This window comes from Sorangium sp. So ce145 (assembly GCF_051525985.1).
Taxonomy (GTDB): Bacteria; Myxococcota_A; Polyangia; order Polyangiales; family Polyangiaceae; genus Sorangium; species Sorangium cellulosum_B.
Genome location: NZ_CP150315.1, coordinates 5439267 through 5465153, shown reverse-complemented (window position 1 = coordinate 5465153; position 25887 = coordinate 5439267). Strand labels below are relative to the sequence as shown.

Annotated in this window: 19 protein-coding genes; 11 read left to right on the top strand and 8 right to left on the bottom strand. The window is 72.3% G+C overall.

Annotation, left to right across the window (positions count from 1 at the left end; genetic code table 11):
- Position 1 precedes the first annotated feature (1 nt).
- Positions 2–304 (bottom strand): ribosome assembly RNA-binding protein YhbY, encoded by a 303-nt coding sequence (yhbY, locus tag WMF34_RS20285; RefSeq protein WP_012236550.1) that lies wholly within the window; start codon positions 302–304, stop codon positions 2–4.
- 372 nt (positions 305–676) lie between these two features.
- On the opposite strand from yhbY, the gene WMF34_RS20280 reads away from it, so the two are divergent.
- The 3 genes from WMF34_RS20280 (at position 677) to meaB (ending at position 2988) form a co-directional block, all read left to right on the top strand.
- Positions 677–1471: an arginyltransferase gene (locus WMF34_RS20280; protein ID WP_049876301.1), complete on the top strand. Its 795-nt coding sequence runs from the start codon at positions 677–679 to the stop codon at positions 1469–1471.
- Between the two features lie 62 nt (positions 1472–1533).
- The gene (locus WMF34_RS20275) at positions 1534–1845 is read left to right on the top strand and encodes a hypothetical protein (RefSeq protein ID WP_437994251.1); all 312 of its coding nucleotides are present in this window, start codon (positions 1534–1536) and stop codon (positions 1843–1845) included.
- A gap of 66 nt (positions 1846–1911) precedes the next feature.
- A complete protein-coding gene (gene meaB, locus WMF34_RS20270; RefSeq protein WP_012236547.1) occupies positions 1912–2988 on the top strand; it encodes a methylmalonyl Co-A mutase-associated GTPase MeaB in 1077 nt (358 codons plus the stop codon).
- A 50-nt stretch (positions 2989–3038) separates the two neighbouring features.
- Here meaB and WMF34_RS20265 read toward each other — a convergent pair whose 3' ends face one another.
- The 3 genes from WMF34_RS20265 to WMF34_RS20255 form a co-directional block, all read right to left on the bottom strand.
- Positions 3039–3320: a hypothetical protein gene (locus WMF34_RS20265; RefSeq protein ID WP_157906786.1), complete on the bottom strand. Its 282-nt coding sequence runs from the start codon at positions 3318–3320 to the stop codon at positions 3039–3041.
- A gap of 156 nt (positions 3321–3476) precedes the next feature.
- Entirely contained in the window at positions 3477–4238 is a 762-nt protein-coding gene (gene nth / locus WMF34_RS20260; RefSeq protein ID WP_437994250.1) for an endonuclease III, read from the bottom strand.
- 160 nt (positions 4239–4398) lie between these two features.
- Positions 4399–5613 (bottom strand): Fic family protein, encoded by a 1215-nt coding sequence (locus tag WMF34_RS20255; protein ID WP_231864955.1) that lies wholly within the window; start codon positions 5611–5613, stop codon positions 4399–4401.
- On the opposite strand from WMF34_RS20255, the gene WMF34_RS20250 reads away from it, so the two are divergent.
- Positions 5594–6355: a hypothetical protein gene (locus WMF34_RS20250; RefSeq protein WP_231864954.1), complete on the top strand. Its 762-nt coding sequence runs from the start codon at positions 5594–5596 to the stop codon at positions 6353–6355. The genes WMF34_RS20255 and WMF34_RS20250 overlap by 20 nt on opposite strands.
- Positions 6356–6582: 227 nt before the next feature.
- On the opposite strand, the gene WMF34_RS20245 is transcribed toward WMF34_RS20250, so the two are convergent.
- Entirely contained in the window at positions 6583–11880 is a 5298-nt protein-coding gene (locus WMF34_RS20245) for a protein kinase domain-containing protein (protein WP_437994249.1), read from the bottom strand.
- A gap of 343 nt (positions 11881–12223) precedes the next feature.
- Between WMF34_RS20245 and WMF34_RS20240 the strand changes: the two genes are divergently transcribed.
- The 4 genes from WMF34_RS20240 (at position 12224) to WMF34_RS20225 (ending at position 18008) form a co-directional block, all read left to right on the top strand.
- Positions 12224–12523: an FtsB family cell division protein gene (locus tag WMF34_RS20240; protein ID WP_437300928.1), complete on the top strand. Its 300-nt coding sequence runs from the start codon at positions 12224–12226 to the stop codon at positions 12521–12523.
- Between the two features lie 324 nt (positions 12524–12847).
- Positions 12848–14485: a hypothetical protein gene (locus tag WMF34_RS20235; protein ID WP_437994248.1), complete on the top strand. Its 1638-nt coding sequence runs from the start codon at positions 12848–12850 to the stop codon at positions 14483–14485.
- Between the two features lie 490 nt (positions 14486–14975).
- Positions 14976–16532 carry a pre-peptidase C-terminal domain-containing protein gene (locus WMF34_RS20230; protein ID WP_012236540.1) on the top strand — a complete coding sequence of 519 codons (1557 nt, stop codon included), beginning with the start codon at positions 14976–14978 and terminating at the stop codon, positions 16530–16532.
- 147 nt (positions 16533–16679) lie between these two features.
- Positions 16680–18008 (top strand): DUF1566 domain-containing protein, encoded by a 1329-nt coding sequence (locus tag WMF34_RS20225; RefSeq protein WP_437994247.1) that lies wholly within the window; start codon positions 16680–16682, stop codon positions 18006–18008.
- A gap of 93 nt (positions 18009–18101) precedes the next feature.
- Here WMF34_RS20225 and WMF34_RS20220 read toward each other — a convergent pair whose 3' ends face one another.
- From WMF34_RS20220 to WMF34_RS20210, 3 genes are all read right to left on the bottom strand, one after another.
- Positions 18102–18983, bottom strand: a complete 882-nt coding sequence (locus tag WMF34_RS20220) for a class I SAM-dependent methyltransferase (protein WP_012236538.1) — start codon at positions 18981–18983, stop codon at positions 18102–18104.
- A gap of 45 nt (positions 18984–19028) precedes the next feature.
- A complete protein-coding gene (locus WMF34_RS20215) occupies positions 19029–20654 on the bottom strand; it encodes a serine/threonine-protein kinase (RefSeq protein ID WP_437994246.1) in 1626 nt (541 codons plus the stop codon).
- 368 nt (positions 20655–21022) lie between these two features.
- A complete protein-coding gene (locus WMF34_RS20210) occupies positions 21023–23425 on the bottom strand; it encodes a DEAD/DEAH box helicase (RefSeq protein ID WP_012236536.1) in 2403 nt (800 codons plus the stop codon).
- A 591-nt stretch (positions 23426–24016) separates the two neighbouring features.
- Here WMF34_RS20210 and WMF34_RS20205 point away from each other — a divergent pair.
- The 3 genes from WMF34_RS20205 to lspA all read left to right on the top strand — a co-directional run bounded on the left by WMF34_RS20205 (position 24017) and on the right by lspA (position 25739).
- Positions 24017–24370 (top strand): DUF4398 domain-containing protein, encoded by a 354-nt coding sequence (locus WMF34_RS20205; protein ID WP_437994245.1) that lies wholly within the window; start codon positions 24017–24019, stop codon positions 24368–24370.
- A 26-nt stretch (positions 24371–24396) separates the two neighbouring features.
- Positions 24397–24864, top strand: coding sequence for a DUF4398 domain-containing protein (locus WMF34_RS20200; protein ID WP_437994244.1), 468 nt, complete (start codon positions 24397–24399; stop codon positions 24862–24864).
- A 188-nt stretch (positions 24865–25052) separates the two neighbouring features.
- Entirely contained in the window at positions 25053–25739 is a 687-nt protein-coding gene (lspA, locus tag WMF34_RS20195; protein WP_437994243.1) for a signal peptidase II, read from the top strand.
- Positions 25740–25887: the final 148 nt, after the last annotated feature.

Below are 25887 nucleotides of genomic sequence, written 5' to 3'. Positions count from 1 at the left end.
GTCAGCTGCCCGCGGGCAGTTTGATCTTCGGCTCCTTGGGGTGGCGCCGGTACAGCAGGATCGTCCGCCCCAGCGTCTGCGCCACGGCGGCGCGGAGCCGCTCGGAGAGGGTGTCGGCGACGTCGTCCAGCTCGTCCGGGCACTCGGTGCCCAGGCGTACCTTCACGAGCTCGTGCCGCTCCAGGGCGGCGTCGACCGCCGCGACGACGCCGTCGGTCAGGCCGGCCTTGCCGAGCTGCACGACCGGGTCGAGGTGATGCCCCAGCGCGCGGAGGTGGCGGCGCTGCTTTCCTGTCAGATCCAAAGCGTTCGGCCTTTCTTGAGGCGGTCGCGCGATTCGGGCGCTCGATGGTCGAGGGACGTCCCTGTCGCGGTCGCGCGCGCGGTCATACCGGCCTCCGGGCCAAGCGAAAAGGGCGCGCCGCTCGGGCTCTTCGCACGACGCGTGAATCGCTCAAGCTCCAGCGCCGGTGAACCGGAGCATGCAGCATGTATGGGGTGTACGTGGGTTTGCATGGGTAGATGTGCGATAGGGGCCAGCGCGGCGCAAGCGGGCGGAGCTCACAGAGGGCCCGGGCGTTCTGGGTTTTGCTTGACGTGGCCGTGCAACAGGCATCCCCTTGATCTAGCGGCCGGCGGCTCGACGGGGGGCTCGAGCGCTCGGATCGACACCGACATGGGCTCATCGAGCGAGCGAGATGCGGTAGCGGGGCAGGACGCCGAGCTCCCTCGGCTGGATGAGGGGGCGGACCCGATCGAGCTCACGGTCCATGACGAGGTGAGCCCCTGTCCGTACCTGCCTGAAGCCGAGGCGCGGATGCCGCTGCGCGTGCCCATCCGTCCGCTCACGCGTGCGGAGTTCGACCAGCGGCTCGTCGCGGGCAACCGCCGCCATGGCAAGCTGCTCTACCGCACCCAGTGCCCCTCCTGCCGCGCGTGCGAGCCGATCCGGATCGTCGTTCGTGACTTCGTCCCCGGCCGCACGCAACGCCGGGTGCTCCGCCGTGGAGAGCAGGTGGTGGACGTCGAGATCGGCCCGCCCGTGACCACGCGCGAGAAGATCATCCTGTACAACCGGCACAAGCACGGCCGGGGGTTGATGCGCGATGACGGTCCGCTCGGCGCCGAGGGGTACGAGGCGTTCCTCGTGGACAGCTGCTGCGAGACGTTCGAGATGCGCTATCGCGTCGGCGGCCGTCTCGTCGGGGTCGCCGTCGTGGATCGGGGGCAGGATTCGCTGTCCGCGGTCTACTCCTTCTATGAGCCCGAGCTGGAGCCGCTGAGCCCCGGTGTCTTCTCGATCTTGAAGCAGCTCGAGCTGTGCCGTTCCTGGGGCCTCCGGTACCTGTACCTCGGCCTTTACGTCGAGCGCTGCTCGCGGCTGGTCTACAAGGCCCAGTACCTGCCGCACGAGCGGCTCATCGATGGCCGCTGGCGGCGCTTCGAGCGGCAGCCGCCTGCGGCGCCATGACTGGAGCACGCCGCTGGATTTCGCGAGCGCGCCGCTCGGTGTCTCGTGGCAAGGACGTACCCATGTGGAATCGCGCTCTCGCTTTCACCTCGTGCGCTGTGCTCTGGGCTCTCTTCGTCGTCGCGTGCGGCGACACGAGGCCGATCTTCGACACCGCCGCCGGCGGCGCCGGGGGCGCCGGCTCGTCGGCAAGCGGGGAGGGCGGAGCAGGCGGCGGTGAGGCCGGCGGCGGCGCGGCCGGCGGCGGCGGCGCGGCCGGCGGCGACGGTACGGCCGGCGGCGGCGGCACCGGCGGCGACGGTACGGCCGGCGGTGGCGGCACCGGTGGCGGTACCGGTGGCGGCGGCGGCACCGCGGGCGGCGGGGCGGGGTAGGTAGCCCGGCGCCGCGTTGCCCGCGGGCCGGTTGTGTTCCGGCATCGCCGGGCCTAAGCCGCTCGCGTGCATCCGATCGCAGACAAGGTCCTCGCCCGCGACATGCGCGCGACGGCGCGGGCCTGCCGGCTCGTCGACGACCGCGTCGGCGACTATGCAGCGATCCTGAAGGATCTCTTCCCCCATACCGGCCGCGCCTGGGTCCTCGGCGTGACGGGGAACCCGGGGGCAGGCAAGAGCACGCTCACCGATCGGCTGATCGGCGTGTTCCGGGGGCAGGGTCGCCGGGTCGCCGTGGTGGCGGTCGATCCCACGAGCCCGTTCACCGGCGGCGCGATCCTCGGCGACCGCATCCGCATGCAGGCCCATTTCGGCGATCCCGACGTGTTCATCCGGTCGCTGGCGACCCGGGGCGCGCTCGGCGGGCTGTCGCGCTCGGTGGTGGACGTCGTGCGGGTGCTCGACGCCTGGGGCGCGGACGTCGTGGTGGTCGAGACCGTCGGCGTCGGGCAGGACGAGCTCGAGATCACCCGGATGGCGCACACAACCCTGGTCGTCGCCGCGCCGGGGATGGGCGACGAGGTGCAGGCGATCAAGGCGGGCATCCTGGAGTGCGCCGATGTCTTCGCCGTGAACAAGGCCGACCGGGACGGGGCCGACGCGGCGGTGCGCGATCTGGAGCTCATGATCGCGCTCGGCGGCGAGGTGGCCGCGGCCTCCGGACGGGCGCGCGGGCACAGCGCCGCGGCGCACCACGCCCGCGCGCAGAGGGCGCCCTCTGCAGGTGGCGAGCCCGTCGAAGGTCCGTGGGAGCCCGTGATCGCGCGGACCGTGGCCACACGCAACGAGGGCGTGGCGGCGCTCGTGGACAAGCTGGAGGGGCACCGGGCGTGGCTGTTCGGGACCGAGGCCGGCGCTGCGCGCCGAGAGGAGCGCCTGCGCGAGGCGATGCACGTGCAGCTCCGCGACGCGCTCACCGACGCCGCGGTCGCCGCGCTCGGTCCCGCGCTCGAGGCCGCGGTGCACGCCGTCGCGCGGCGCGAGGTCGACCCCTACACGGCGTCGGAGCGGCTCGTCGCGGCCTTCCGCAGCGCAGGCGCGGTCACGCCTGGCGCCGCCGTCGCGCCCGGCGGCGGGACCTGAGCGGCGGCCAGGAGGCCGGGCGGCCGGCTCAGGTCGACCGCGCGGCGGCGCTAGTCGATGCAGCGATCCAGCGCGTCTTTCTCGGGTTTACAGGACGTACTCCACTTGTCGTCGCGGTTGCAGATCCCGGTGTCGTCCTCGCACGCCAGGAGAGCGTCGTACTGATCGACGCAGCCGCGGCGGTCGGCGTCTACGTACCTGTCATCGTAGCGATCGAGGCAGTCGCCGTACTCGCGGTCGCTGCACCCCTCGCAGTCGCACTTGTAGTCGCAGAGATCGTCCTCCAGAGGGCTGCACGCCGCGGTGAAGAGGCAGGCAAGGGCGAGGATCATGTGCGAAGCCTTCATGGGCCCAAGGTTATCCCGCGTCCTCTGCTCCAGCGCGATAAACAGCTCGCTGGGCGCCGAGCGACGATGAGCCGCGTTCGCCCGCTTCCCACCTTCCGCCGGTGCGCGCGACACCCACGTTGCGCGCACGGCGGCTGGCGCTCACGGCGCGGCGCCGCGGCGCCGTGGCGGCTTGCGCCCCACGTTCTCTGCGCGGAATGCGCTCGGGCACGCGTCGCTGATCCCGCAGCCTCCGCACGCGGGCTTCCTCGCGAAGCAGATCCGGCGGCCGTGGAAGATCAGCGTGTGGGACAGCATGTCCCAGTCGCGTCGCGGGAAGAGCGCCACGAGGTCGCGCTCGATCTGCTCTGGCTTGTCGCTGGTCGTCCACCCGAGCCGCTGCGACAGGCGCTGCACGTGGGTATCGACGACGACTCCCTCCGGCGCTCCGAAGGCGACGCCGAGCACCACATTCGCCGTCTTGCGCCCGACTCCGGGTAGCTTCACGAGCTCGGCGAGCGTCCTCGGCACCTCGCCGCCGTGCCGCTCGATGAGGCCTCGCGCGAGCCCCACGATGTTCTTCCCCTTCTGGTTGAACATGCCCATCCCGAGCCGCTTGAGGAGCGCGCCCACCTCGGCGGCATCGGCGCTGGCGAGGGCGCGGGCGTCGGGATACGCGCCGAACAGGTGGGGGGTCACCTTGTTGACCAGCACGTCCGTCGTCTGGGCGCTGAGCACCGTCGCGACGAGGAGCTCGAACGAGGATCGATGATCCAGCTCGCAGTGGGCGTCCGGGTGCAACGCGCGCAGCCGCGCGAAGGTGGCCGGAGGCGTGCTCGTCGCTGCGCGTGCCGCCGTCGGACGAGCCGCGTCGGCGACCGCTGCCGCCTTCCTGGGCCTCGGCTCGCGCGTCTTCGCCGCCATGGAGGCTCCCTTGCGAGCCGCCTTGTCCGGCCGCTTCACCGGCGGCGCGACGCCCTCGTCTCGATGTCGGTCTGCGGGAGCGACAGCGACGGACGCGGGCGGTCGGCGCGCGCCTCGCCCAGCCGGGACGAGGTCTCGCGCGCGACCGCCCTCAGCCGTTTCAGCTGACGAAGGCGCGCTTCCGCGTCTCATGCTCATCGAGGAGCTTCTCGACGCTCGCGAGCGCGTTTTCCACCGACTCCTGCACCATCTGCAACACCGTCGTCGCCGAGCCCTTCAGCGCCTCGTAGTAGCGCTGCCGCTCGGTCGAGTGGATGATCGACGGAGGCAGGCCCGTGCGGAGCAGCAGCATGTTCATGAACAGCCTCGCCACCTTGCCGCTGTCGTTCGGGAACGGGTAGACCCGCAGCAGATCGTAGTGCGCGCGCGCAGCGATCCGGATGCCGTTCCGCGTCTTCCGCGTCTCGGGGTCGTTCAGCCAGTCGATGATCTGACGCACCTTGTAGGCGATCTTGTCCGGCGGAGCGTACTCGTGGAAGTAGAGCCGGTGCTGGGGGATGTCCTTGCGGTATTTCACCGTCTTGAGATCCCCCTCCTCCGGATGGAGGATCAGGTACAGCTTCTTCATGCAGTCGAGCGTGAGCGGGGCCCGCTTGTTCTCGCCCTGCTCGCGCACGTACGCGATGGCCTCCTTGTGCCGCCGGATGTCATCGTACGTCGGCTGAAGGCTCGAGTCCGTCACGAGCGGCGCCGGCCCGGCGAGGGCCGCGCGCAACTCGTCGAACGTGTAGACCACCCCTTCGAGCGCGCTGTCGTGGTAAATCCACGACATATCGAGGCTGTCGATGTAGCGCCGCCGGAAGTCCTCCGACTGCGCGCTCAACCGCTGCTCGATGATCGCGCTGCGCTCCTCGATGGTGGCGCGCCGAGGCGGCGGCAGCATCGGCAGCGGCAGGGTGACCACCCGCGGCGCCTCCCGGAGCGGGACGCGACCCGGACGGCGCTCGATCGACGCCCCCGCGCTCTTCCCCTTCGCCACGCCCGGCCGCGCGCTCTTCTTGTCGACGACCGGCTTGTCGCTCGTGCGTGACGGTCTGTCGCTCGTGCGTGACGGCCTGTCGCTCGTGCGCGACGGCCTGTCGCTCGCCCGGCGCGGTCGCTCGGCCTCGCTCGGCGCGGCCTGCTCCACGACGTCCTTGAGCTTCAGCTTCTCCTTGAGCTTCAGCTTCTCCTTGGGCTTCGGCTGATCGTCGAGCCTCAGCTTCAGCTTCTTGCGGAGCTTCGTCGGCTCCGCCGCCGGCGCCGCGATCGCCCGCTCGGACCGCGCCGCGATCTTTCTCCTGACGAGCCTCGGCTTGGCCGCCTTGACCCGCACGAGCCTCGGCTTGGTGGCCTTGACCCGCGCGACCTTCGTCTTCGCGGCCTTCGCCTTCCGCGCCCGTCCGGCGACCGCCCTGGTCTTCGCGGTCCTGGCCTTCGCGGCCCTCGGCTTTGCGACCCTGGCGCGGGTCACCCTGGCCTTCGTGGCCTTGGCCCTCGCCGTCTTCGCCCGCGTCGCCTTGGCCTTGGCCGCCCTCGCCTTGACCTTCGTCGCCCTGGCCTTCGCCCTGGCCTTGGTCGTCCTGAGCTTGGCGGCGGTGCGCGTCGACCTGGCCTTCGTCCTGGCCGCGGCCTTCTTCGCCTTGGAAGCGCTCGTTCGCTTCGCGGCCGCGCGGGTGGCCTTCTTCGCCCTCCCGACCGCCGCTTTCTTCCTCGCGCCCGTACGGGTTGCCCGCGCCGGTGCGCGCGCCGCCTTGCGCCGCGCCGGGGCCGCCGACTTGCGGGCGGTCGCCCGTTTTGTCGTGGTTTTTCGGCGCTTTGCCGCCTTCACGGCAGCGGTGCGTCGCGCAGCAGGACGAGAGGACGCGGCCTTCCGCTTCGGCTTGCGCGCGGCTGAGCGGGCGGCAGGTTTTGCCTTCCGCGTCCGCGCTGTCGAGGCTGCTCGCCTCGAGCTCGCCGCGCTGGCCTTGGTCGCTCTCTTCCGGTCTTTTTTCGAAGTTTTTCGGGTCTTCTTTGCCGCCATGGGCGTGCTTTCACACAATCGCTCAGGCTGCCCGCTGCCACCTGCGGCGAGCTAACATACGATCGAAAAGGGCCTAATGCCGGCCAGCAGCCTAGCAATTTGAGGATTTATCCGTCAACCAGTCCGGTGCGGAAGTGGGCAGGAAGCGACATCCCGCAGCTGGATCGTCGATGATCCAGTTGACCCGCCCTGCCACATTGCACCCGCGGCGGTCCTGGCGGGCGTAAGGGCAGGCGTAGATCGAGGCCGGGCGCGAGCGCTCCGCGACCGAGGGGCCGGCCCTCAGCTGTCGATGTTGATGCCGAGCCGCTGCCGGATGGCGAAATACTCCTCGCTGGCCGCGTAGAGCGTGAGTTCCTTGAGCCTCTCCTTGTGGGGGAGGGCGGCGCTCGCCTCGTCGGTCGCCTTGATCATCTCCTGCGCCAGCTCGAGGTCGTTGGCGAGGAGGAAGCCCGCGCGGTCGGCCGTCAGGTCGACGCCGGACACCCAGCGCTTCAGGTCGATGGCGCCGGCCTGGAGCAGCTTCGTCACGGCGCTCGCGAGCTGATCGCGCGCCGGCCCGACGAGGATGGGCTCCAGGACCGCCAGGTCCTCCATCACCGGCCCCTCCAGCTCCTTCGTGATCGGGAACGCGGGCGAGATCAGCTTGATCGCCGCGAACAGCCAGGCGCGCAGGCCGGTGCCCGTCGGCACCAGGTGCCGGAGGTACATGCCCGGCCGGTAGTAGGTGAGGTGGCGGGCCGCGATGAACGCGGCGGCCTGCGTGGGCAGGTCCATCTGGAGCGCCGCGGCGCCGAGCACGATCGCCGGGACGTGCGCGTGGAGGAACGAGACGCCGCCCCCGTCGTTCGGATCCTGGAACGTGAGCGGCGGATCGAGGCCCAGGACACCCGCCGCGTAGTAGAGCGTCTGCGACATCGGGTAGGGGTGGCGCGAGAGATCGAGCTGGTAGGCGAGCTGGTAACCGAGCGCCTCCAGCGGCTGCCCGTTCTTCCTGAGCACGGCCGGCTCGATGACGCCGAAGACCGCGGTCAGGAGCGGATCCACGTCGGGGTGGACGAGCGCGGTCGCCCACGCGTGGTCGTCGAGCGGCTGCTGCGCCGCCGCGGCCGTGTCGGGGCGCAGGCGCCGGAAGAAGCGCTCCTCGTCCGGCTCGGCGGCGCTGAGGCAGCAGAGCACCTGGCACAGGCAGAAGGCCGCGTCGGCGCGCTTCGCCTCGGTGTACATCTTCCGGAGCAGCCGGTACGCGTCCGGCTTGTACGGGTTGCGCCGCAGGATCGGGGCCTGCGCGGCCACCGCCTTGTCCAGGTACTCCGCCGGGTTGCTCGCGTAGAGGTTCGCCAGGAGCTCGTTCCGCGCCTCGCTGTCCGGATCGAGCGTCTGCGCCGCCTCGTAGGCGTCGATCGCCTCGCTCATCCAGCCGAGCTTGTCCTTGTAGAGGGCGCCCAGCCGGTCGAACGTCTCGAGCATCTTCGCCGTGTCGTTCTCCTCGGTCGCCCGGTCGAGCTCGACCTTGAGCAGGCGCTCCACCTCCTCGTGGTCGCCCTTCTCGCCGCGGAGCTCGATCGCCTCCGCGAGCGCCCGCGTGAGGGACGGGTCGAGCGCCAGCACCTCGTCGTAGAACGTGGCGGCCCGGTCGAGATCGCCGAGCTGCCGCGCGCTGACGATCGCCGCCGTGTGCAGGTACTTCGCCTTCTGCCGGCTGTCGTCGATCTTGGCGGCGAGCTTGAGGACGATGTCGACGAGCTTCGACCAGTCCTTCTCCTCGCTGTAGAGCTGCATCAGCTTGGTGAGGATCTTCCGGTCGTCCGGGCGCTCGTCCAGCGCCGCCACGTAGCTCTTCGCGGCGCGCGCCCGGTCGTGGAGGTGCGCCGCGAGCAGGTCGCCGATCTCGAGCAGGAGCGCGCTCCGCTCCTCGCCGGTCACGACGTCGAGCCGCCGGTGCTTGAGGCGCACGACCTCCTCCCAGTCTCCCTTGGCCTCGAAGACCCTGGAGAGCAGGGCGAGCGGAGTAGGGGACTCCGGGAGGAGATCGGCGGCGCCGTTCAGCGCGGCCACCGCGCCGTCCGGGTCGCCGGCCGCGAGCCTCGCCTCGCCGAGCCCGAGGAGCGCCTCCGCCCGATCGCGCTCCGGCAGGCCGGCGCCGAACCGGTCCACGAGGCGGCCGTAGAGCTCCGCGGCCTCCTTCGCCTTGCCCGCGTCGAGGTTGACCCTGGCGGCCCGCGAGAGCGCCGCCGGATCGTCCGGCGCGAGCGCGAGCAGCGCCTTCACCGTGCCGATCGCCTTGCCGCTCGAGCCGCTCTTGCCGAGCGCGTCGACATAGCGGAGCAGCAGCTTGAGCCCCTGCTCCTTCGGCAGGACGTCGACCCGGCTCGCCAGGAGCTCGTAGTGCCGCGCCGCCTCGAGGAAGCGGCCCGCCTCGAACGCGAGATCGCCCGAGATCATGAGCCCGAGCGCGCCCGTCGGATCGAGGTCGACCGCCCTCGTCGCCGCCTCCGCGGCGCGCCCGTCGTCCTTGAGGCGCTCCCGGAGGAGCAGCGCCATCTCGCCGTACAGGCGGCCCTTGGCGAGGTTGCCCTCCGCGACCTCGGCCTCGCGCGCGATGAGCTCGACGGCGCTCGTCGCGTCGCCCCGGGCGAGGTAGGCCGCGCGCAGCGCCGAGGACGCGCCCGCGTTCTGCGGCTGCGCGTCGAGGGCCATCTTGTAGCGCTCGATCGCCCCGTCCCGATCGCCCTTCTCCTCGAGCAGCTTCGCCGCGCGGATCCAGAGATCGGCCTTGCTCTCCGCCGTCTTGGCCGTCGCCGCGAGCGACTCGATCGCGCTCAGCGCCGCCGCGGCGTCGCCCGTCGCGGCCCGCACGTGCGCGAGCGACTCCAGGGCCCCGGCGTGGTGGGGATCGATCGCGAGCACCCGCTCGTAAGCCTTGCGGGCGCGCTCGGGCGAGCCGATCTGATCGAGGAGCACGCGCCCCATCGCGAGCAGCAGCTCCTCCCGGCGCTTGTCGTCGGGCACGATGCCGAGCTGCCGCTCGTAGAGCGACACCACGTCCTCCCAGCGCTCGAGGGCGCGGTAGTGCCGCCCGAGCGCGGCGAGCGAGCCCTCGTGCGCGCTGTCGATCCCGAGGATCGCCTCGAGGGCCTCGGCCGCCTTCGCGTGATCGAGGAACTCCTCGTCGTGGATGCCGGCGATCCGCTCGTAGAGGTTGATCTTCTGGCGCGGCGTCGCGCTGACGTCGATCTGCCGCGCCAGGTTCTGGAGGAGCGCCGCGTAGCTGCCGGCGCGGCTGTGGATGCGATCGAGCCCGCGCAGGGCGGTCAGGCTGGCCGGATCGAGCTCGAGCGCCGCCTCGTAGCGGCGCGTCGCCTCGCCCAGGTCGCCGAGCCGGTCCTCGTAGAGCTCGGCGAGCTTGCAGATCGTGTCGACGCGCTCCTCGCCCCGCAGCGCCTCCGCGCGCCGCTCGAGGATCTTGGCGTAGCCCGCGTGATCCTCGGCGCGCCGGTAGATCCTGAGCAGCGCCTCGCACGTCCTCGTGTGCCCGGGGTCCTCGGCGAAGATCTGCTCGTAGAGGTCGCGCGCGCGGCCCGCGTCGCTCAGCTTCGTCTCGAGGAGCTCGGCCGCCGCGGCGCGGAGGTCGCGCGCCTCCCCCGGGGTCGCGGCGCGATCGGCCCGCGAGAGCAGCACCTGGACGAGCTCCTGCCACTGCTGGGCGCGGCGGTAGACCTGCGAGAGCCCCTCCAGCGCCTCCTCGTTCGCGGGGTCGAGCCCGAGCACGAACTGGAAGCACGGGATCCCGAGGTCCGCCCGCGCGACCTTCTCCGCATACCAGGGCCCGAGCCGGTTGAAGAGCGCGAGCTTGGCCTCAGCCGGCATCGCCTCGTCGGTGCTCGCCTGGCTCAGGATCTGGAGCGCCTCGGACCAGATCTTCATGTCGTTGCCGGCCGCGCGCTCCAGGTCGACGGCGTACGCGTCCTGCTCCGGATCCTGGGCGAGCGCCTGGGCGAAGGCGAACACCCCCTGGTCCTTGTCGTCGAGCTCCCGCACGTAGAGGTGCCCGATCTCGTTGAGCGCCCGGGCGCGCTCGCCGGCGGTCTCGGCGCGCTCGCTCCGCTGGAGGAGCATCTCCACGAGCTCCTCGTGCTTTCCCAGCGCCTTGCGGAGCTCCTCGAGCGCGCTGAAGGCGATGTCGTCGCCCGGGGCGAGCTCGAGGAGGCGCAGATAGACCGCCTCCGCCTTGTCGTGCAGCCTCCCCTTCTCGTAGATCCTGGCCGCCCGGAAGTGCAGGAGCTTCTTCGCCGCGACCGCCTGGTCGTCGCCCTGGCCGGGCGCCGAGCCCGCGTCGATCTGCTCCGAGGCCATCACGAGCGCCTCGGCCACGCGCCCCGGGTCCGCTCCCCGATCGACGGCCGCCTCGACGGCGAGCGCGAGCTCCGTGTCCGTGGGGCTCGCGACGAGCCGATCGATGAGGTCGTTCAGCTGCGCGCCCTCGATCGCCGCCTCCTGCTGCTGCGGCCTGCCGAGCGGCTCGATCGCGTCGAGCACCGCGCGCGTCCCCCTCGGCCGGGCGTCCTGCGCTTTCGCGAGAAGGCGCCCCGAGAGCTCGTCGATGTCCTTGCCCACCCAGCCGCGCGGCGCGACCGCGCTCGGCGGCGGCGGCGGCTCGACGAGATGGGCGACGGCGATGTCGACCGCGGCGGCGCCCGAGAACACGGGCTTGCCCGTGAGGAGCTCGAAGAGCAGCGCGCCGAAGGCGTAGAGATCGCTCGCGGGGCCGACGCTCTCGCCGCGCAGCTGCTCGGGGCTGGCCGCCTCGACGAGCTCCGGGCTGGACCACCCGGCGCCGAGCCGATCGCCGCCGACGTCGACGAGGATCGGGAGCGGCTCCCCGTCCTCGCCGCGGGCCACGACGACGTTCTCGAGCTTGAGCGCGCCGTGGACCAGGCGCTGCTCGTGGAGCGCGGCGAGCCCGCCGAGGATCCCGCGGAGCAGCGGCTTCGCCTCGTTGATGTGGAGCGGCCCCGAGCGCGCGAGGCGCGCCGAGAGCGGCAGCCCGTCGACGTGCGTGTACGCCACGAACGCCCGGCCGCCCACGATCCCCGCGTCGACGCCGCTCGCCAGGTTCTCGTGGTGCACCTGCGCGGCCAGGCGGACGTGGGTGAGGTACCTGCGCACCGCCCGGCTGTCCCGGGTCGCCTCGCGCCGGAGCACCTTGAGCGTCCGCGGCTCGGTCCCCCGGGTCGCCGCGTAGACGAGGCCCCGGGGGCCCTCGCCGATCTTTCTCGTGACGATGTACTCGCCGAACGCCTCGCCGGGCCCGATCTCCTCGGGCAGGCCGAGCCCATGGACGCCGAGCGCGCGGATGCGCGCGTCGACCTCTGCGCGCGAGGCGATGACGGCATCGATCAACGCATCGATGGCGTCGAGCTCCACGCAATGATCCGTGAGGGCGCGCGCGAAGGAGGCCTTGGAGGCGCTGCCCCCGATCTCGGCCGGGCTGAAGCCGAGGAGGTCGGACGACAGGGCCATCAGTTCATCGAGCGAAAAGAGGCGCTCGAGCTCGCCTCGGACGATATCAATCGACATGGGACTCCTCGGGCCGAGCCCTCGTGCCGGCGTTGCGCGCGCAGCGAACCTGCCGGACGGCGGGGGACGTGGGTCATGCTAGCGAAGCTTGGGGCTCCATGCGACATCCGACGAGCGCGTGTTTTGCAGGGCGATTCGGCGGCGCACGGCGCGACGGCGGCGCTCGACGTGGGCGCAATCGACGTCGCTCGACGTGGCGCGCGGGGTCGTGCTCACCGCGCCTGCGCCGCCGAGAGGCCGGGTAGCGTGGTAGCCCGGTAACCCGGTAACCCGGCAAAAGACAACGCGGAGTTGCAGGAACCCTGGAGGAAAGTTGACAGGAGCGCGGAGGACGTGCGAGCGGATGTCTGTGCGTCGAATAGCGCAGTTCCTGGAGCGGACCCTCCCCATCGCGGTGCTCATCGTCGCCGTCGTGGGCGCACCGATCATGATCTTCTCGCCGCAGGGGCTGCCCCGCCTGCGGGAGCTCGAGAGGGAGCTCGCCGACGTCGAGGAGGAGAATGCCGAGCTCGGGCGGCAAATCGAGGCGCTCCGCGGCAAGGTGGCGCGCCTGCGCGACGACCCGACCGCCGTGGAGAGGATCGCGCGCGACAACCTGGGTCTCGTGCGGCAGAGCGAGGTGGTCTTTCAGTTCTCCCGCTGAGGACTCCGGGTCTCTCGGCCCTCCCCAGGCCTGTTGACCTGTCGGCCCCACGGCTCCGCCGCGGAAGCGCTCGACGTGAGGGCGTGGGCCGCGCTCGACGTGAGGGCGTGGGCCGCGCTCGGCGCCAGGACGTGAGCCAGCGCTCGGCGAGCGCATGAGCTCGCCTGGCTCTCTCCCTCGCCCAGCGCGCGCCACCCCCCGCCTGGGGTGGCGAGGGAGCGGGCCCGCTGCCCGCTCGCCGCCCGTCCAGAAGGAGCAGCGTCCGTCGTGATCGGATGCGGGGCGCTGCACGCTGGCAGCGTCCTTTCTGGTATTGTGCAGCGAGTGTCGCTAGACCTGGGCCGCCTCCTCATCGCCGCCGGCGCCGTCTCCAAGGCTGAGGTCGAAGCCGCCCTCTTCGTGGCGGTCCTGCGGGGCATCCCGTTCCCTCGCGCCCTCATCGACCGCGCGGCCCTCAGCGAGCGCGCCCTGGAGGAGGAGCTCGATCGCCACGGCGGCCTCGCGCTCCGGCAGGTCGTCGGCGCCCGCGATCTCGTCGCGCGCTTGCCGCGCGCGATGTGCCGCCGCCTCGGCGCCGTCCCGATCCGCATCGATCCCGGCGTCGGCACCATCGACGTCGCGGCGGCCGATCCGCTCGATCGCCACATCGCCGACGAGTTCAGCTTCCACCTCGGCGCGCCGGTGCGCATCTTCCGCGCGCCGATCACGGCGATCGAGGAGGCCATCCGCGCCCTCGATCTCGACGAGCGGGAGCAGGTCCCCTCCCGCGCGCGGCGCGCGACCCCGGCGTTTCCGCACGGCGCGCCCCAGTCGACCATCCCGCCGCCGCCGTCGTCCGAGGTGCCCATCCCGCTGATCCGCCGCGCCTCGGTACCCTCGTTCGACGAGGTGAGCCTGGTCGAGGCGCCGAGCGGCAAGCAGGGCCACCGCGGAGCGGCGCACAACGGTCACGCTCAGCGCGGGGACACGCCGGCGGCGCACGAGGACGCGATCCTGCCGCTCCGCCACGCCAAGGCGGCCCCCGGCGCGCGCGGCTCTCCCGCGAGCGCTCGCCGCTCAGCGGACGCCGAGCGCGGCGCCGGCGGGAGGGCGACCGGGCGTCAGGCGGCCCTTCGCGCGCCGGCGGTCGAGCCGCCGGCCGTCTCGTTTCCGCCGCCTCCGCCCGTGGAGATCTCGCCGCCCTTCAAGCTGCTCGCCTCGATCCTGCCCCAGGCCTCGCCTGGCCCCGACCGCGCGCCGGACAGCGCCGGGCGGGAGCCGGCCCCCTCGACGCGGCGCCTCGGCCGGCTGCCGCTCGACGCGCCCCCCGGCCTCGCGCCGCGCTCGCGCCGCCGCTCCGCCGATGCGGAGGCCCCGCCGCCTGGAAGCGGCAGGGCTCGCCCGGAGAGCGCCGCGCCGCCGTCGAGCAGGCGCGCCGGGCGGCTCCCGGCGCTGCCCCCCGCGCCCGAGCCGGAGCTCGGCGATCCCCTCGACGACGATCCGCCGCCGCAGCCCTTCGTCGATCTGAGCGACGTCATCGACGCGCTGTACCTCGCGCGCACGCGCGACGACGTCGTCCGGCTCGCGCTCCGGGGGATGCGGCTGTTCGCCGGGCGTGTCGCCATCTTCGCCGCGCACCGCGGGGTCTTCCGTGGGTTCGCGTGCAACGCGGAGTTCGGCGACCAGGAGGCGCTGCGCAAGCTCTCCCTCCCGATGGATCAGCCGAGCGTGCTTGCCACGGCCGTGGCGACCCACCTCTACGTCGGCCCGATCCCCGGCACCCCCACCCACGCGCCGCTGCTCGACGTCATGGTCAACCCGAGCCTCGACGTCGCCGCCGTCGCCGTGCAGGTCGTCGGCCGGCCCGCGATGATCCTGGTCGCCGATCGGATCCTCGACACCTCGAGCGGCTCGCGCCGGATGGTCGAGCTCGCGCGCGCCGTCGGCGAGGCCTTCAGCCGGATCCTGTCGGCGCGCGGGTGAGCGCCCGCCGTCGTCCCGCGCGACGAGCGCTGCGCGCCGCCCCGACGCTGCCCTGAAGCATCGCGCCGCGCTCGGCGCCCGCGGAGGTGCCCGCGCGCCGTCGGCTGCCGCGGCGCGCGCCGCTGCGCCCGCGCGCGCCGCGTTGCAGCCGTCGCGTTGCATGCGTGCGTTCCGCGCCTTTCATCGGCGCAACGGAGGCAGGAGGATCCCGATGCCTGTCCCGGTGCAAGTACGCGTCGCCCGATCTCAAGATGTGTTGTTTTCCAGTGTGTCTGTCCGACCCGATCTGTTCGCTTCGCGTGTTACGGGAATTTTCCTGTGACAAGAGAACCATGTCCGCTCTCTTCGAAATTTTTTACAATCCTGAACCCTTTTTATGAACGGCGGTCAGATTTGGCTATCCGACTGAGGGTCAAATCGGGTTAAGGCATTTGGGTCTCATCGAGTTCGCGTGGACAGCGTGATTCGCCTCCCCCGAAAGGAGCTCCAAATGCATCCTGCAAAGCCGCAAGAGAGCAATGTGATCGCCCGTAAGCTCGTTCTGGTGATCGCTGGTTTGACCGCCGCCGCGGCCGGTTGCTCGGCAGACGTCGGCGGCGCCGACACCGAGGAAGTCGGCGCGAATCAGCTGGGATTTGAGCGATTCGAGCGGACGGTGTTCCGGGAGCCTGACACCGGCATCTACATTGTTAACGGGGACACGCCGGTCGTAGATCTCAAGCATCTGCGCGAGTTCTGGGAGGCGCATGTGCGCGATGGTGCGCTGATCGTCAACCAGGAAGGCGGGCAAGACGTCATCTGGACGGCGGAGCAGCGGCACAACCTCTCGTACTGCGTGAGCACGAGATTCGGGGACAAGTACGAGCAGGTCGTGACGGCGATGGCGGATGCCGTCAAGGCATGGGAGGACGTCGCGGACGTCGACTTCATCCATGTGGAGTCTGCCGACTCGCGCTGCACATCGAGCACCAGCGACGTCCTGTTCGACGTGAACCCCGTCAACGCCGGCGGCCAGTACCTGGCGCGCGCCTTCTTCCCCGGCCAGTCGAGGTACTCGCGGAACGTGCTGATCGACAGGACCGCTTTCGGCAGCACGCGGCCCACGATGACGGGCATTCTCCGCCACGAGCTGGGCCACACCCTTGGCTTCCGTCACGAGCACACCCGTCCTGAGTCGGGCACCTGCTTCGAGGACGACAACTGGCGTGCCCTCACCGAGTACGACGGCGCGTCCGTCATGCACTATCCCCAGTGCAACGGCACGGGCGACAGCACGCTCGTCCTCACGCAGAAGGACATCGCGGGCGTCCAGGCGCTCTATGGCACGCCGAGCGGAGACGGCGGAGGTGATGGAGGCGGCGGAGGCGGCGGGGAGCCGCCGACCGGGGAGCCGCCGGCCGGGGAGCCGACCACCGAGAACTTCAGCGGCCGCCTCGCCCGCGGAGCCTTCGAAGCGGTCGGGCCCGCCGAGGGGTTCGAGGTCGTGGCCGGGACGACCCTCACCGTCGTCATGACCGGGACCGGAGACCCCGATCTCTTCGTGAAGTTCGGTGATGCGCCGACGGCGAGATCGTTCGATTGCCGGCCCTACCTCAGCGACGCCAACGAGACCTGCACGCTCGATGTGCCCGCGGGCCAGACGAGGGCCTTCGTCAAGGTGCACGGCTTCACGGCCTCGACCTACGACATCGAGGTGCGCTACTCCGCGCCGAAGGCGCCCGGAGGCGAGCCCGGAGGCGGCGGCACGGAGACGTCGACGAGCTTCGACGGCAGCGTCTCGCGGCGCGAGACGGCGTCCCACGGGCCCATCTCGGTGGTCGCTGGCACGACCTTCCGGGCCGTGATGAGCGGCACCGGGGACCCCGATCTCTACGTGCGGTTCGGCGAGCAGCCCACCCTGAGCACCTTCGACTGCCGGCCTTACCTCGACGGCGCGGACGAGACGTGCGAGCTGACGGTCCCGGAAGGGCAGTCGGAGGCCTTCCTCCTCGTGCAGGGGTACGCGGAGAGCACGTACACGGTGAAGGTCGACTACACGACGCCGTGACGCGGCGGATCCTCGGCCCGCACAGGCGGAGAGGGCGCCAGACGCAACCTGCGTAGACGCAACCTGCGTAGAAGAGGTCGACGCGGCGGAGAGGCACCGAGGTGCACGGGCTCAACCCCACTCTCCGCCGCGCGTCGTTCTTCCATCATGCTCGCTTCGCCTCTCCTGGGCCGACCGGCCCGCGCGGGCGGCGCGAACGCCGCGGGCAAGGGGGGAGCGAAGCGGCGGGCGGGCGGCGGGCGGGCGGCGATGATGATGCGAGCCTGCGGCGCGAGGCGCTGCGAGGAAGTCGACCCCCGCGCCCCGGTGGATGATAGGCTGCTGGCCCGGATCCTCTCCTGGCGCCGCCGCTTGCCCATGCCGAACGAGACCCCTCACGCCCTTCGCTTCACCTGGCTGTTGGCCGCGCTGCTCGTGGAGTCCGTCACGCTCGCCGGATGCATCGGAGAGCCCTTTCAGCTCGGCAGCAGCGGCGGCGGCGGCGAACCGATCGGCGGCGGCGGCAGCGAGCCGATCGGCGGCGGCGGCAGCGAGCCGATCGGCGGCGGGGGCGGCGAGGGAGGGACCGGCGGCGGAGGGGCGCCGCCCGTGCCGGTGACATGGCCGGACTCGCCGACCACGCGCTGCTCGAACGGGACCACCGTGCTGGAGGCGTGCCCAGGGCCCTCGGCGCCCTTCTTCGGACAGGACGGGAACTACCAGATCGCCGTCCCCTCCTACACAGAAGCCGACGGCGCGGTGGAAGACTCGGTGACCGGGCTCACCTGGGAAAAGGTGGTGGAGAACGGGGCGTTCACGCTGGTCGGCGCGCAGGAGCACTGCGCGGCGCTCAGCGCGCAGGGCATAGGCGGCCTGTCGGACTGGCGCCTGCCGACGCGGATCGAGCTCGTCTCCATCCTGGATTTCGGCCATGCCACGGCGTTTCCCGATATCTTCTTCACGTCCACCCAGGACAGCTTCTACTGGTCCGCGACCGACGTCGCCGCGGACAGCTCGTTCGCCTGGGGGGTGCTGGCCAGCGATGCGTCCCTCGGCTTCTTCTCGAAGGACGACACGGCCGGCGCGCGGGCGCTGTGCGTCGGAGGTGTGAAGGGGATCGCGCCGGCCGATCTCTCGCCCGGCGAGGACTGGGTGCTCGATCGCTCGACGGGGCTCGTCTGGCAGCGCCACGCCTCCCAGACCCGGTTCATCTGGAGCGACGCGCTCGCGCACTGCGAGGACCTCGACCTCGCCGCGAAGAGCGACTGGCGGCTGCCGAGCGCGAAGGAGCTGCTCTCGATCGTCGATGATCGGCGATCCGGGCCGGCGATCGACCTGGAGGCCTTCCCGGGGACGCCGTCCGACGTCTTCTGGTCGTCGACGCCCGCCATCGGCAGCGCGGAGAAGGCCGTCCTCGTCAACTTCACGAACGGCGCATCGCAGGGCCACACGGTCCGCGATCGGCGGCTCGTGCGCTGCGTTCGCTCCGACGGGTGAGCGCCGCCATGCGCCGAGGGGCGGCTCCGATGGCGGATGGCATCCGCCGCCGCCCACCCGCTGCCCGCGATGAGCCCAGGCCGCCGCGGCGGCTCAGCCCCCGGGCTTGACGAACTTCAGGACGAAGCGGTCGCTCGTGCCCCGCTTGTCGCCCGCCACCATCGGCGAGGCGTTCCAGTCGCGCGTGTCCGCGGGGCTCCGGAGGAAGGTCGCCTCGGCCGCGAGCCGGAAGCCGGCCCGCTCGATCTCCTCGCGCACGATCTTCTCCTCGATGCGGTGGAGCGTCTTCACCTCGGTGACGCCCGTCCCGGCGCGCCCGGCGTGATCGACGATCGCGAACACGCCGCCGGGCTTGAGCGCGCGGAAGACCGCGCGGTTCATCGCGGCCCGGTCCGCCTCCATCCACACCGTGTCGTGGTAGAAGAGCACGAGGAGCACGGCGTCGAGATCCCGCGCCTCGGGCGGCAGCGGGTCGTCGAGCTCGCGATCGACCCGGACCACCGGCTTCATCACGGGCTTCTTGAGCCGCTCGCTCCACGGCTTCTCGGCGAAGCGCTCGAGGACGAAGCGGTTGTTCTGCGCATAGACGACCCCTCCCGGCCCGACCGCCCGCGCCAGGAGCTCGGCCGAGTAGCCGCCCCCCGCCGCGAGCTCCGCGACCTTCATCCCCGGCTGAATGCCGAAAAATGCGAGCGTCTCCGCAGGCTTACGGCCGGCGTCGAGCGCCCGGTCGGCGTCCGCGCGATCGGCGGCGTCGACGACGGCGCGCAGGGCAGCAGGCACCTCGACCGAGGCGACCGACAAGGGCGCCGGGGCGACAGCGTCGCCCGGTGGGGCGGAGGCCGCCGCAGCGGGCGGCGCGTCGGGCTGAGCCGGGGGCGCAGCCGTCGGAGGCGGCGGAGCTGCGGGCGGCGAGGCGCTACAGCCGGCGAGCGCGGTCAGGGCGAGGGCGAGGAGGACGTGAGGGCGTCGCATGCCGCGCTGCTAACCGAGCGGACCGAGTGCGGCAAGCGATGCGGCTCACGGGGGGTCCGCGGCGGGGGCGGTGACCGCGGCCGGCGCGGCGCCCGCCGTGGCGCCCGCGGCCGGCGCGGCACCTGCGGTAGAGCCCGCGGCCGGTGCGGCACCTGCGGTAGAGCCCGCGGCCGGCGCGGTGCCCCCGGCGGGGCTCGCAGGGGAAGGAGCTCTTCGCAGGGGCAACAGCGCGGCCTGCACGGCGGCGGTGATCTGCGGCTGCACGGCCCGAACGGCGCGCTGCACGGCCGCCGGGGAGGCCGCGCTCGGTCCGCCGCGGCCGACGCGCACGCTGGCGACCGCGATCCCCGCCAGCGCGGCGCAGGCGATCGCCGCCGCGAGCAGGCGCTGCCGCGTCGCCCCGGCCGGCGGGAGGACCGCGCCCGGCGCCGAGGACGGCGGCCGCGCCTCGTCGCGCGGCCTCGGCGTCAAGGAGACCGCCCCCCTCAGGCTCGACGCCTGGAGCGGCTCGATCGAGCTTTCCTCGCCGGACGCCGGCGCCACGGCGTGGAACCCGCCGCTCACCGGGGCGCTCGACGGCGCCGGGAGCGCCGCGTCGATGCCATCGAGCGCGTCGAGCGCACCGAGCGCCTCGGCCTCGCCGCCGAGCACCTGCGACGATGGGCCGGGGCGTCGCGTCGCGCGCAGGGTGAAGGGGCTGTCCGCGTCGGCGCGCGTCAGCTCGCCCCCCTCCAGGTCGTCTTCGTCCTCGGGGAGCTCGGGCGTGTGGGGGCCCGGCGGACGCGACTCCGGCGACTCCTTCAGCGCCGCGCTCACGAGGGCCCCGAGGTCCTCCGGCGTGCCGATCTCGTGGCCTGCCTCGCGCAGCGCCTCGATCGCCTCCAGCATCGCGCGCGCGTCGGGGAAGCGGTCGTCCCGGCGCGGCGCGAGCGCGCGCGAGAGGATCGCCTCCAGCGCGGGGCTCACCTCGGGGCGCAGCTCGCTCGCCCGCAACATCTGCCCCTCGCGCGCCGCCGCCATCCGCGAGGCGGCGCTGCTCCCGGGGAAGGGCCGCGTCCCGGTGAGCATCTGGAACAGGACCACCCCGAGGGCGAACACGTCGGCGCGCGCGTCGACGCGCTCGCCGTCGAACTGCTCGGGCGGCATGTAGCTCGGCTTGCCGACCAGGTCGCGCCTGGCGGCGTCCCCCACGTCGCCCCGCGTGGCGATCGCCACGCCGAAGTCCGCGATCTTCACGACGCCGCTCAGCGAGATGAGCACGTTTCCAGGGCTCACGTCGCGGTGCACCATCAGCCGCCCCTCGGCGGCCGAGCGCTCGTGCGCGTAGCCCAGCCCCTCGAGCACCTGGGCGGCGACGAAGAGCGCGATCGGCACCGGGACGGACTCCCCGCGCGCCCAGAGCCCCTTGCAGAGTCGCCCGAGATCCGTCCCGGACACCAGCTCGAGCACGAGGTAGAAGTCGCCCGCTTCGTCGACGCCGAAGTCGAGCACCTCATCGATGTTGGGGTGCTTGAGGCGGGTCATCATGCTCGCCTCGGCGATGAAGAGCTGCCTGAGATCGTCGCTGCCGGCGTGCATCGGGACGATTCGCTTGATGGCGACCGGGACCTCCTCGCCGTCCGGCCCGAGCGCGACCGCGCGAAACACCTCGCCCATCCCGCCGCGCGCCATCCGCGGTCCAATGGCGTAACGCCCCAGAACAACCCCCCTCGATGGCGCGCTCTCCACGGTACCCCGACTCTAGATTGCACCGAGGGGCGGGGTAAAGGGGCGACAGCGCTCGATCTCCAGAGATGCTGCGGTCGATTGCACAAATCGACTCGTGGTGTTCCCCTCTGCGCCGAAACATGGCTGTCACATCGCCAGCAGGGGCGGCGGCGACACGTCCACGACGAGCGCCCGTCGCGAGCGTGGTAGGGGGCTCAGGGGCGCAGAGCGAGGTGGATGTCGCTGGATCTGCGTGGGTCTGGTATCCGTCCGCTCAGGACATTCCTTGCGGGCACGCCGCCGCGAGCGCCCGGAGGCGCTCGCCGCCGGGCTCACGCCTGGTGGAGCAAGATCGCGAGGAGCCCGAGCGACGCGCGCTTGCGCTTCGCGTCGATGGTCTCCGTGGCGCCGACGCAGAGCGGACAGCCGGCCTCGTCGCAGCCGCAGCCGGCGATGAGCTGCCGCGTGCGCGCGAGGAGCTCGTCGCGCTGCTCGTAGATGCGCTCGGAGAGCCCGACGCCGCCTGGCACGTTGTCGAACAGGAACAGCGTGGGATCGAAGACCCCGGCCGCCTCTCCGCCGGCCGGGACCTCGCGCGCCTCGCTCCCGTCCTCGAGCGTCTGGCCGATGTCGCGCGGATCGCACATGAGCGAGAGCGTCGCGACCGTCTCCAGCGCCCGCGCGATCCCGCGCAGGCCGTCGATGGCGGTCGCGCGGCCGAGGCCGAGCTCCTCGCAGAGCGGCTCGGGCACGGTGAGCCAGAACGAGGTCGTGTGCATCTGGATGTCGGGCAACCGCACGTCGCCGTATCCCGTGTTCTCGTGCGTGTAGAACTTGATCTTCTTGTACCCGACCACCTTCTCCACGATGCTCACCTCGCCGAAGGCGGCGGTGGCCCGGCCGAGCGGGGCGGCCGCGCTCTCGTCGAGGATGCTCACCTTCCGGTGGGTGAGCGCGGTCGTGAAATAGTCGGGGACGACCTTCGTCACGAAGGCCTTGTGGTTCTCGTAATCGAGCCGCTCGACCTGGTACTGCTCGCCGTCGTGCTGGTAGATGGCCTGTTCGTGGAGCATCGTCGGCGCCGCGCGCCAGTCGAGCTCCGCGAGCGTCTTGCCAAGGGCCTTGTCGATGATGACGAAGTTGTCCCAGCCCACCGAGCGCAGGCTCACGTGGTTCGCCGGATACGCGTCGGTCGCCCAGTGGAAGCGATCGTTCGACTCGTGCACGACCCCGTTGTCCTGCAGGAAGCGGAGCGCCGCCACGGTGTCGTCCGGCGCCATCGCCGCGTAGGGCTCCCCCTTGAGGAACGGCAGCTCGAACGCCGCGCACTTGAGGTGCTGCACGAGGATCTCGGTGTTCTGCGGATCGATCCGGGCCGACTCGGCCCCGCGCTCCAGCAGGTAACCCGGGTTCCTCGCGAGGTACTGGTCGAGCGCCGCGCTGGTGGCGCACAGGACCGCGATGCTCGTCTTGCCGCGCCGGCCCGCCCGGCCGAAGCGCTGCCACGTCTCGGCGACCGACCCGGGGTAGCCGGCGCAGATCACCGCGTCGAGCTCGCCGATGTCGATGCCGAGCTCGAGGGCGTTCGTGGCCACGACGCACAGGATCTCGCCCTCGCGCAGCCCCCGCTCGACCCGCCGGCGCGTCTCCGGGAGGTAGCCGCCGCGGTACGCCATGATCGCGTCCTCCGCCCCGATCTCCTTGCCGACGCCCTCGCGCAGGTACTTCAGCATGATCTCGACCGAGTTGCGCGACTGGCCGAACACGAGCGTCGGCACGCGGGCGCGGGCGAGATCCCCGGCGAGGCGCACCGCGCTCTTCAGGGTGCTGGCGCGCACCCCGAGCTCCGCGTTCACCACCGGCGGGTTGTACAGGAAGAAGCGCCTCGGCCCCCGCGGGGCGCCTGACTCGTCGATGAGCTCGAGCTCGTCCTCGGCGATGCCCAAGAGGCGCGCGGCGTGCGCCCGCGGGTTGCCGATCGTCGCCGTCGCGCAGAGGAAGGTCGGGCTCGATCCGTGGAACGCGGCGACCCGGCGCAGCCGGGCGAGGACGTGGGCGACGTGCGACCCGAACACGCCGCGGTAGGTGTGGAGCTCGTCCAGCACGACGTAGCGCAGGCGCTGGAACGTCCGCGCCCAGTGCGCGTGGTGCGGCAGGATCCCCGCGTGGAGCATGTCGGGGTTGGTCATCACGATGGGGCTGCGCTCGCGCGCCGCCCGCCGGGCGTCGCCCGGCGTGTCCCCGTCGTACACGATCGCCGGGATCGTGAGCCCCGCCTCGCGGATGAGCGCGTGCAGGCCGGCCTCCTGGTCCCGGGCGAGCGCCTTGGTGGGGTACAGGTAGATCGCGCTGCCGCCCTGGCCCGACGCGGCGCCCTCGGCGAGCGCGTCGAGCACCGGGAGATGGAAGCAGAGGCTCTTGCCGCTGGCGGTGGGCGTCGCGACGACCACGTGCCGCCCCGCCCGCGCCGGCTCCGCCGCGGCGCTCGGGCCCGTGGGCTTCGCGCGGGCGGCCGCGAAGGCCCGCGCCTGGTGGTCGTAGAGCCGATCGATGCCGCGCCGCTCCAGGGCGCCGCGGAGCGCCGGCGAGAGCGCGTCGGGCATCGGCGCGGTGCGCGCGTCGGCCGGCGGAAGCTCGCGATCCGCGGTGAAACAAGGGCGGACGTAGCCGGAGGCAAGCCACGACGAGATGACGGTCTCGACGCCGGTCTCGATCTTCCAGGGGGGCGACGGCATGACGCAGGTATACTAAACAGATGCGCCGTGTCACTCAACCGGATCGGGCGTGACGCACACGTCGGCCGCCGCTGCGCTGGCCTGCGCGGCCGGGATCTCGGAGGGCGGCGCGCGGGTGAAGGGCCGGCGCGGCAGGCGCGGCGGATCGGCGCGGCAGGCGGGCGCGGCGGGCCGGCGCGGAACGCCGTCGCGGCGGGCTGCCGCGGCAGGCGGGCGTACAGCGGAGAGGGGGCCTCTCCCGTCCTGGAGCGAGATCCGGTGTCTGGGGCTCTCCTGGGGTCCAGTCGCCGCAAGCGACGCACACGGGAGCTCCGGCGAATGGCTCGTTTGCGCGCAACGGATGGGAAGCGCGGATACGGCGCGTGAGGCGATGTCTCAGCGTCGTCGTGATTCCTTCTGCACCGACGGACGCAGGGCGGCGCTTCTCGCGTGCGCGTTCAGGCGCCGCCCCGAGGCCGTCGGCCCTGGTGTGCTGGTTGCCTGAGGACGAGCCGATCGACGACGGAGATCCGGTGTCGATGATCCCATCCGCTCTTTCACCCGCCTTCTCCGGGCGACCTCTCGTCCGGGGCTGGCAACGAGGTGTCGCACATGAAAAACGCAGTGTTCTTGACGCTCTTCGGCGCGTCGGTGGCGGGGTGCGCCGCGTACGCTCCAAGCTTCGGCGAGCGGCTCGGCGCGTCGGAGGCGATGATCCGAGCCGCCGAGGAGGTCGGAGCCGACGAGGACCCGCGGGCGGAAGCCCACCTCCGCCTCGCCCGGGAGCAGGTGCAGCGGGCGACGAGGCTGTCGGCCGACGGCGTGCCCGATCGGGCGCAGCGCATGCTCCTGCGCGCGCAGGCGGACGCGGAGCTCGCGCTCGCCCTCACGCGCGAGGCGCAGGCCCAGGCTCGCACGCGCGAGGCGCTCGAGGGGGTCGGATCCATCCAGCGGCAGCTCCGCTAGGGCTCGCGGACAGGAGGCGCGGAATCATGCGAACCAATCACGGGACGGTGGCCATTCTTCTCGTCGGCGGTCTCCTGGGGTGCGCGAGCGCCCCGCTCCCGCCGAAGGAGCTCATCGAGGCGAGGAAGAGCTACGAGCGCGCCCGGGCGAGCGCGGCGGCAGAGCTCGCGCCCGCGGACCTGCGCGGCGCCACCGAGGCGATGGAGCGCGCGGAGCAGGCGTTCGCCGGGGGGAGCGAGCTCGCCGAGGCGAGGGATCTCGCGTACCTCGCGGGGCGCCGGGCGCAGCTGGCCGAGTCGCTGGGGCGCGCGGCGGCCACGGAGCGGCAGCGCCGCGCGGCCCTCCAGGCGTACGGCGAGGTGCACCTCGCGCTGCGAAGGAGGAGGGCGCCGGCGGTCGACCCGGCCGGTCCGACCGATCCTCCCGGACGGGAAAAGGCGCCGGCGCGATCGCGCGCCCCGGAGCGTCCGATGGTGATCCTGAACCAGCGGTGAACCGGCGCGGCGGTCGGCGGAGGAGGCGCGGGCGAGAGCGGAAGACGGAACCGGAAGGCGCGAGGGGGAAAGCGGACGAACGGACGAACGGACGAACGGAAGAGCAGAAGCATGGAAGGCGACCGCCGCCGGGCGTCGCTCTGCTCGAGGCTGTTTGCTCCGTGCCACGCCATCGCGTAGAAGCGAGGATGATGTCCTCGGACGCACCGCAAGCGTCGCCCGTCGCGCACCTTCCCGACGACCTCCCCGGCGAGGAGCGCGCCTCGCTCCGCTTCTTGGCCGTCGTGGCGCTCGTCTCGTGCGCCGCCGACCTGGTGACGAAGGGGTGGGCGCACGCGCGCCTCGCCGGGTTCGACCCGAAGCGGTCGGGCGCGAAGGTCCTCACGATCATCCCGGACCACCTCGATTTCATCTTCGCGCAGAACCCCGGCGGCGCCTGGAGCTTCCTGCGCAGCCTCCCGGACGGCCTGCGGCGGCCGTTCTTCCTGTTCGTCTCCGCCGCGGCGATGGTCTTCATCTTCTCGATCTACCGGCGCGTCCACAGGGACCAGACGGGGATGAAGTGGGGGCTCGCGCTGGCGCTCGGCGGCGCGATGGGCAACCTCGTCGACCGGATCCGCTACGGCTGGGTCATCGACTTCATCGACGTGTACGTCATCCGCGGCGGTCGGGAGTTTCACTGGCCGACGTTCAACGTGGCGGACATCGCGATCGTCGCGGGGGTCATCCTGATGTCCAAGGACATGATCGTCGCGACCCGCAGCGCGAGCGCGCCGTCTCCAGACGCGCGCGGCGCCTCGGGGGGCCCGGCGGGCGGCGACCCCACCCCTCCGCTGTCGACGGAAGCGCCTCCGCCTGTGCCGCCGGCCAGCTGAAGGACGCGAGCGGGCGGCTTGGCCGGAGCAGACGGCGCGCGGCGCGGCGCCGGGGCGCGGCGCGGCGCCGGGGCGCGGCGCGCGCAAGTCACGCTCGTCACGTGACACGCGCGAGGCGTGAAAGACGCGCGCGGCGGCGCCTGCGGAG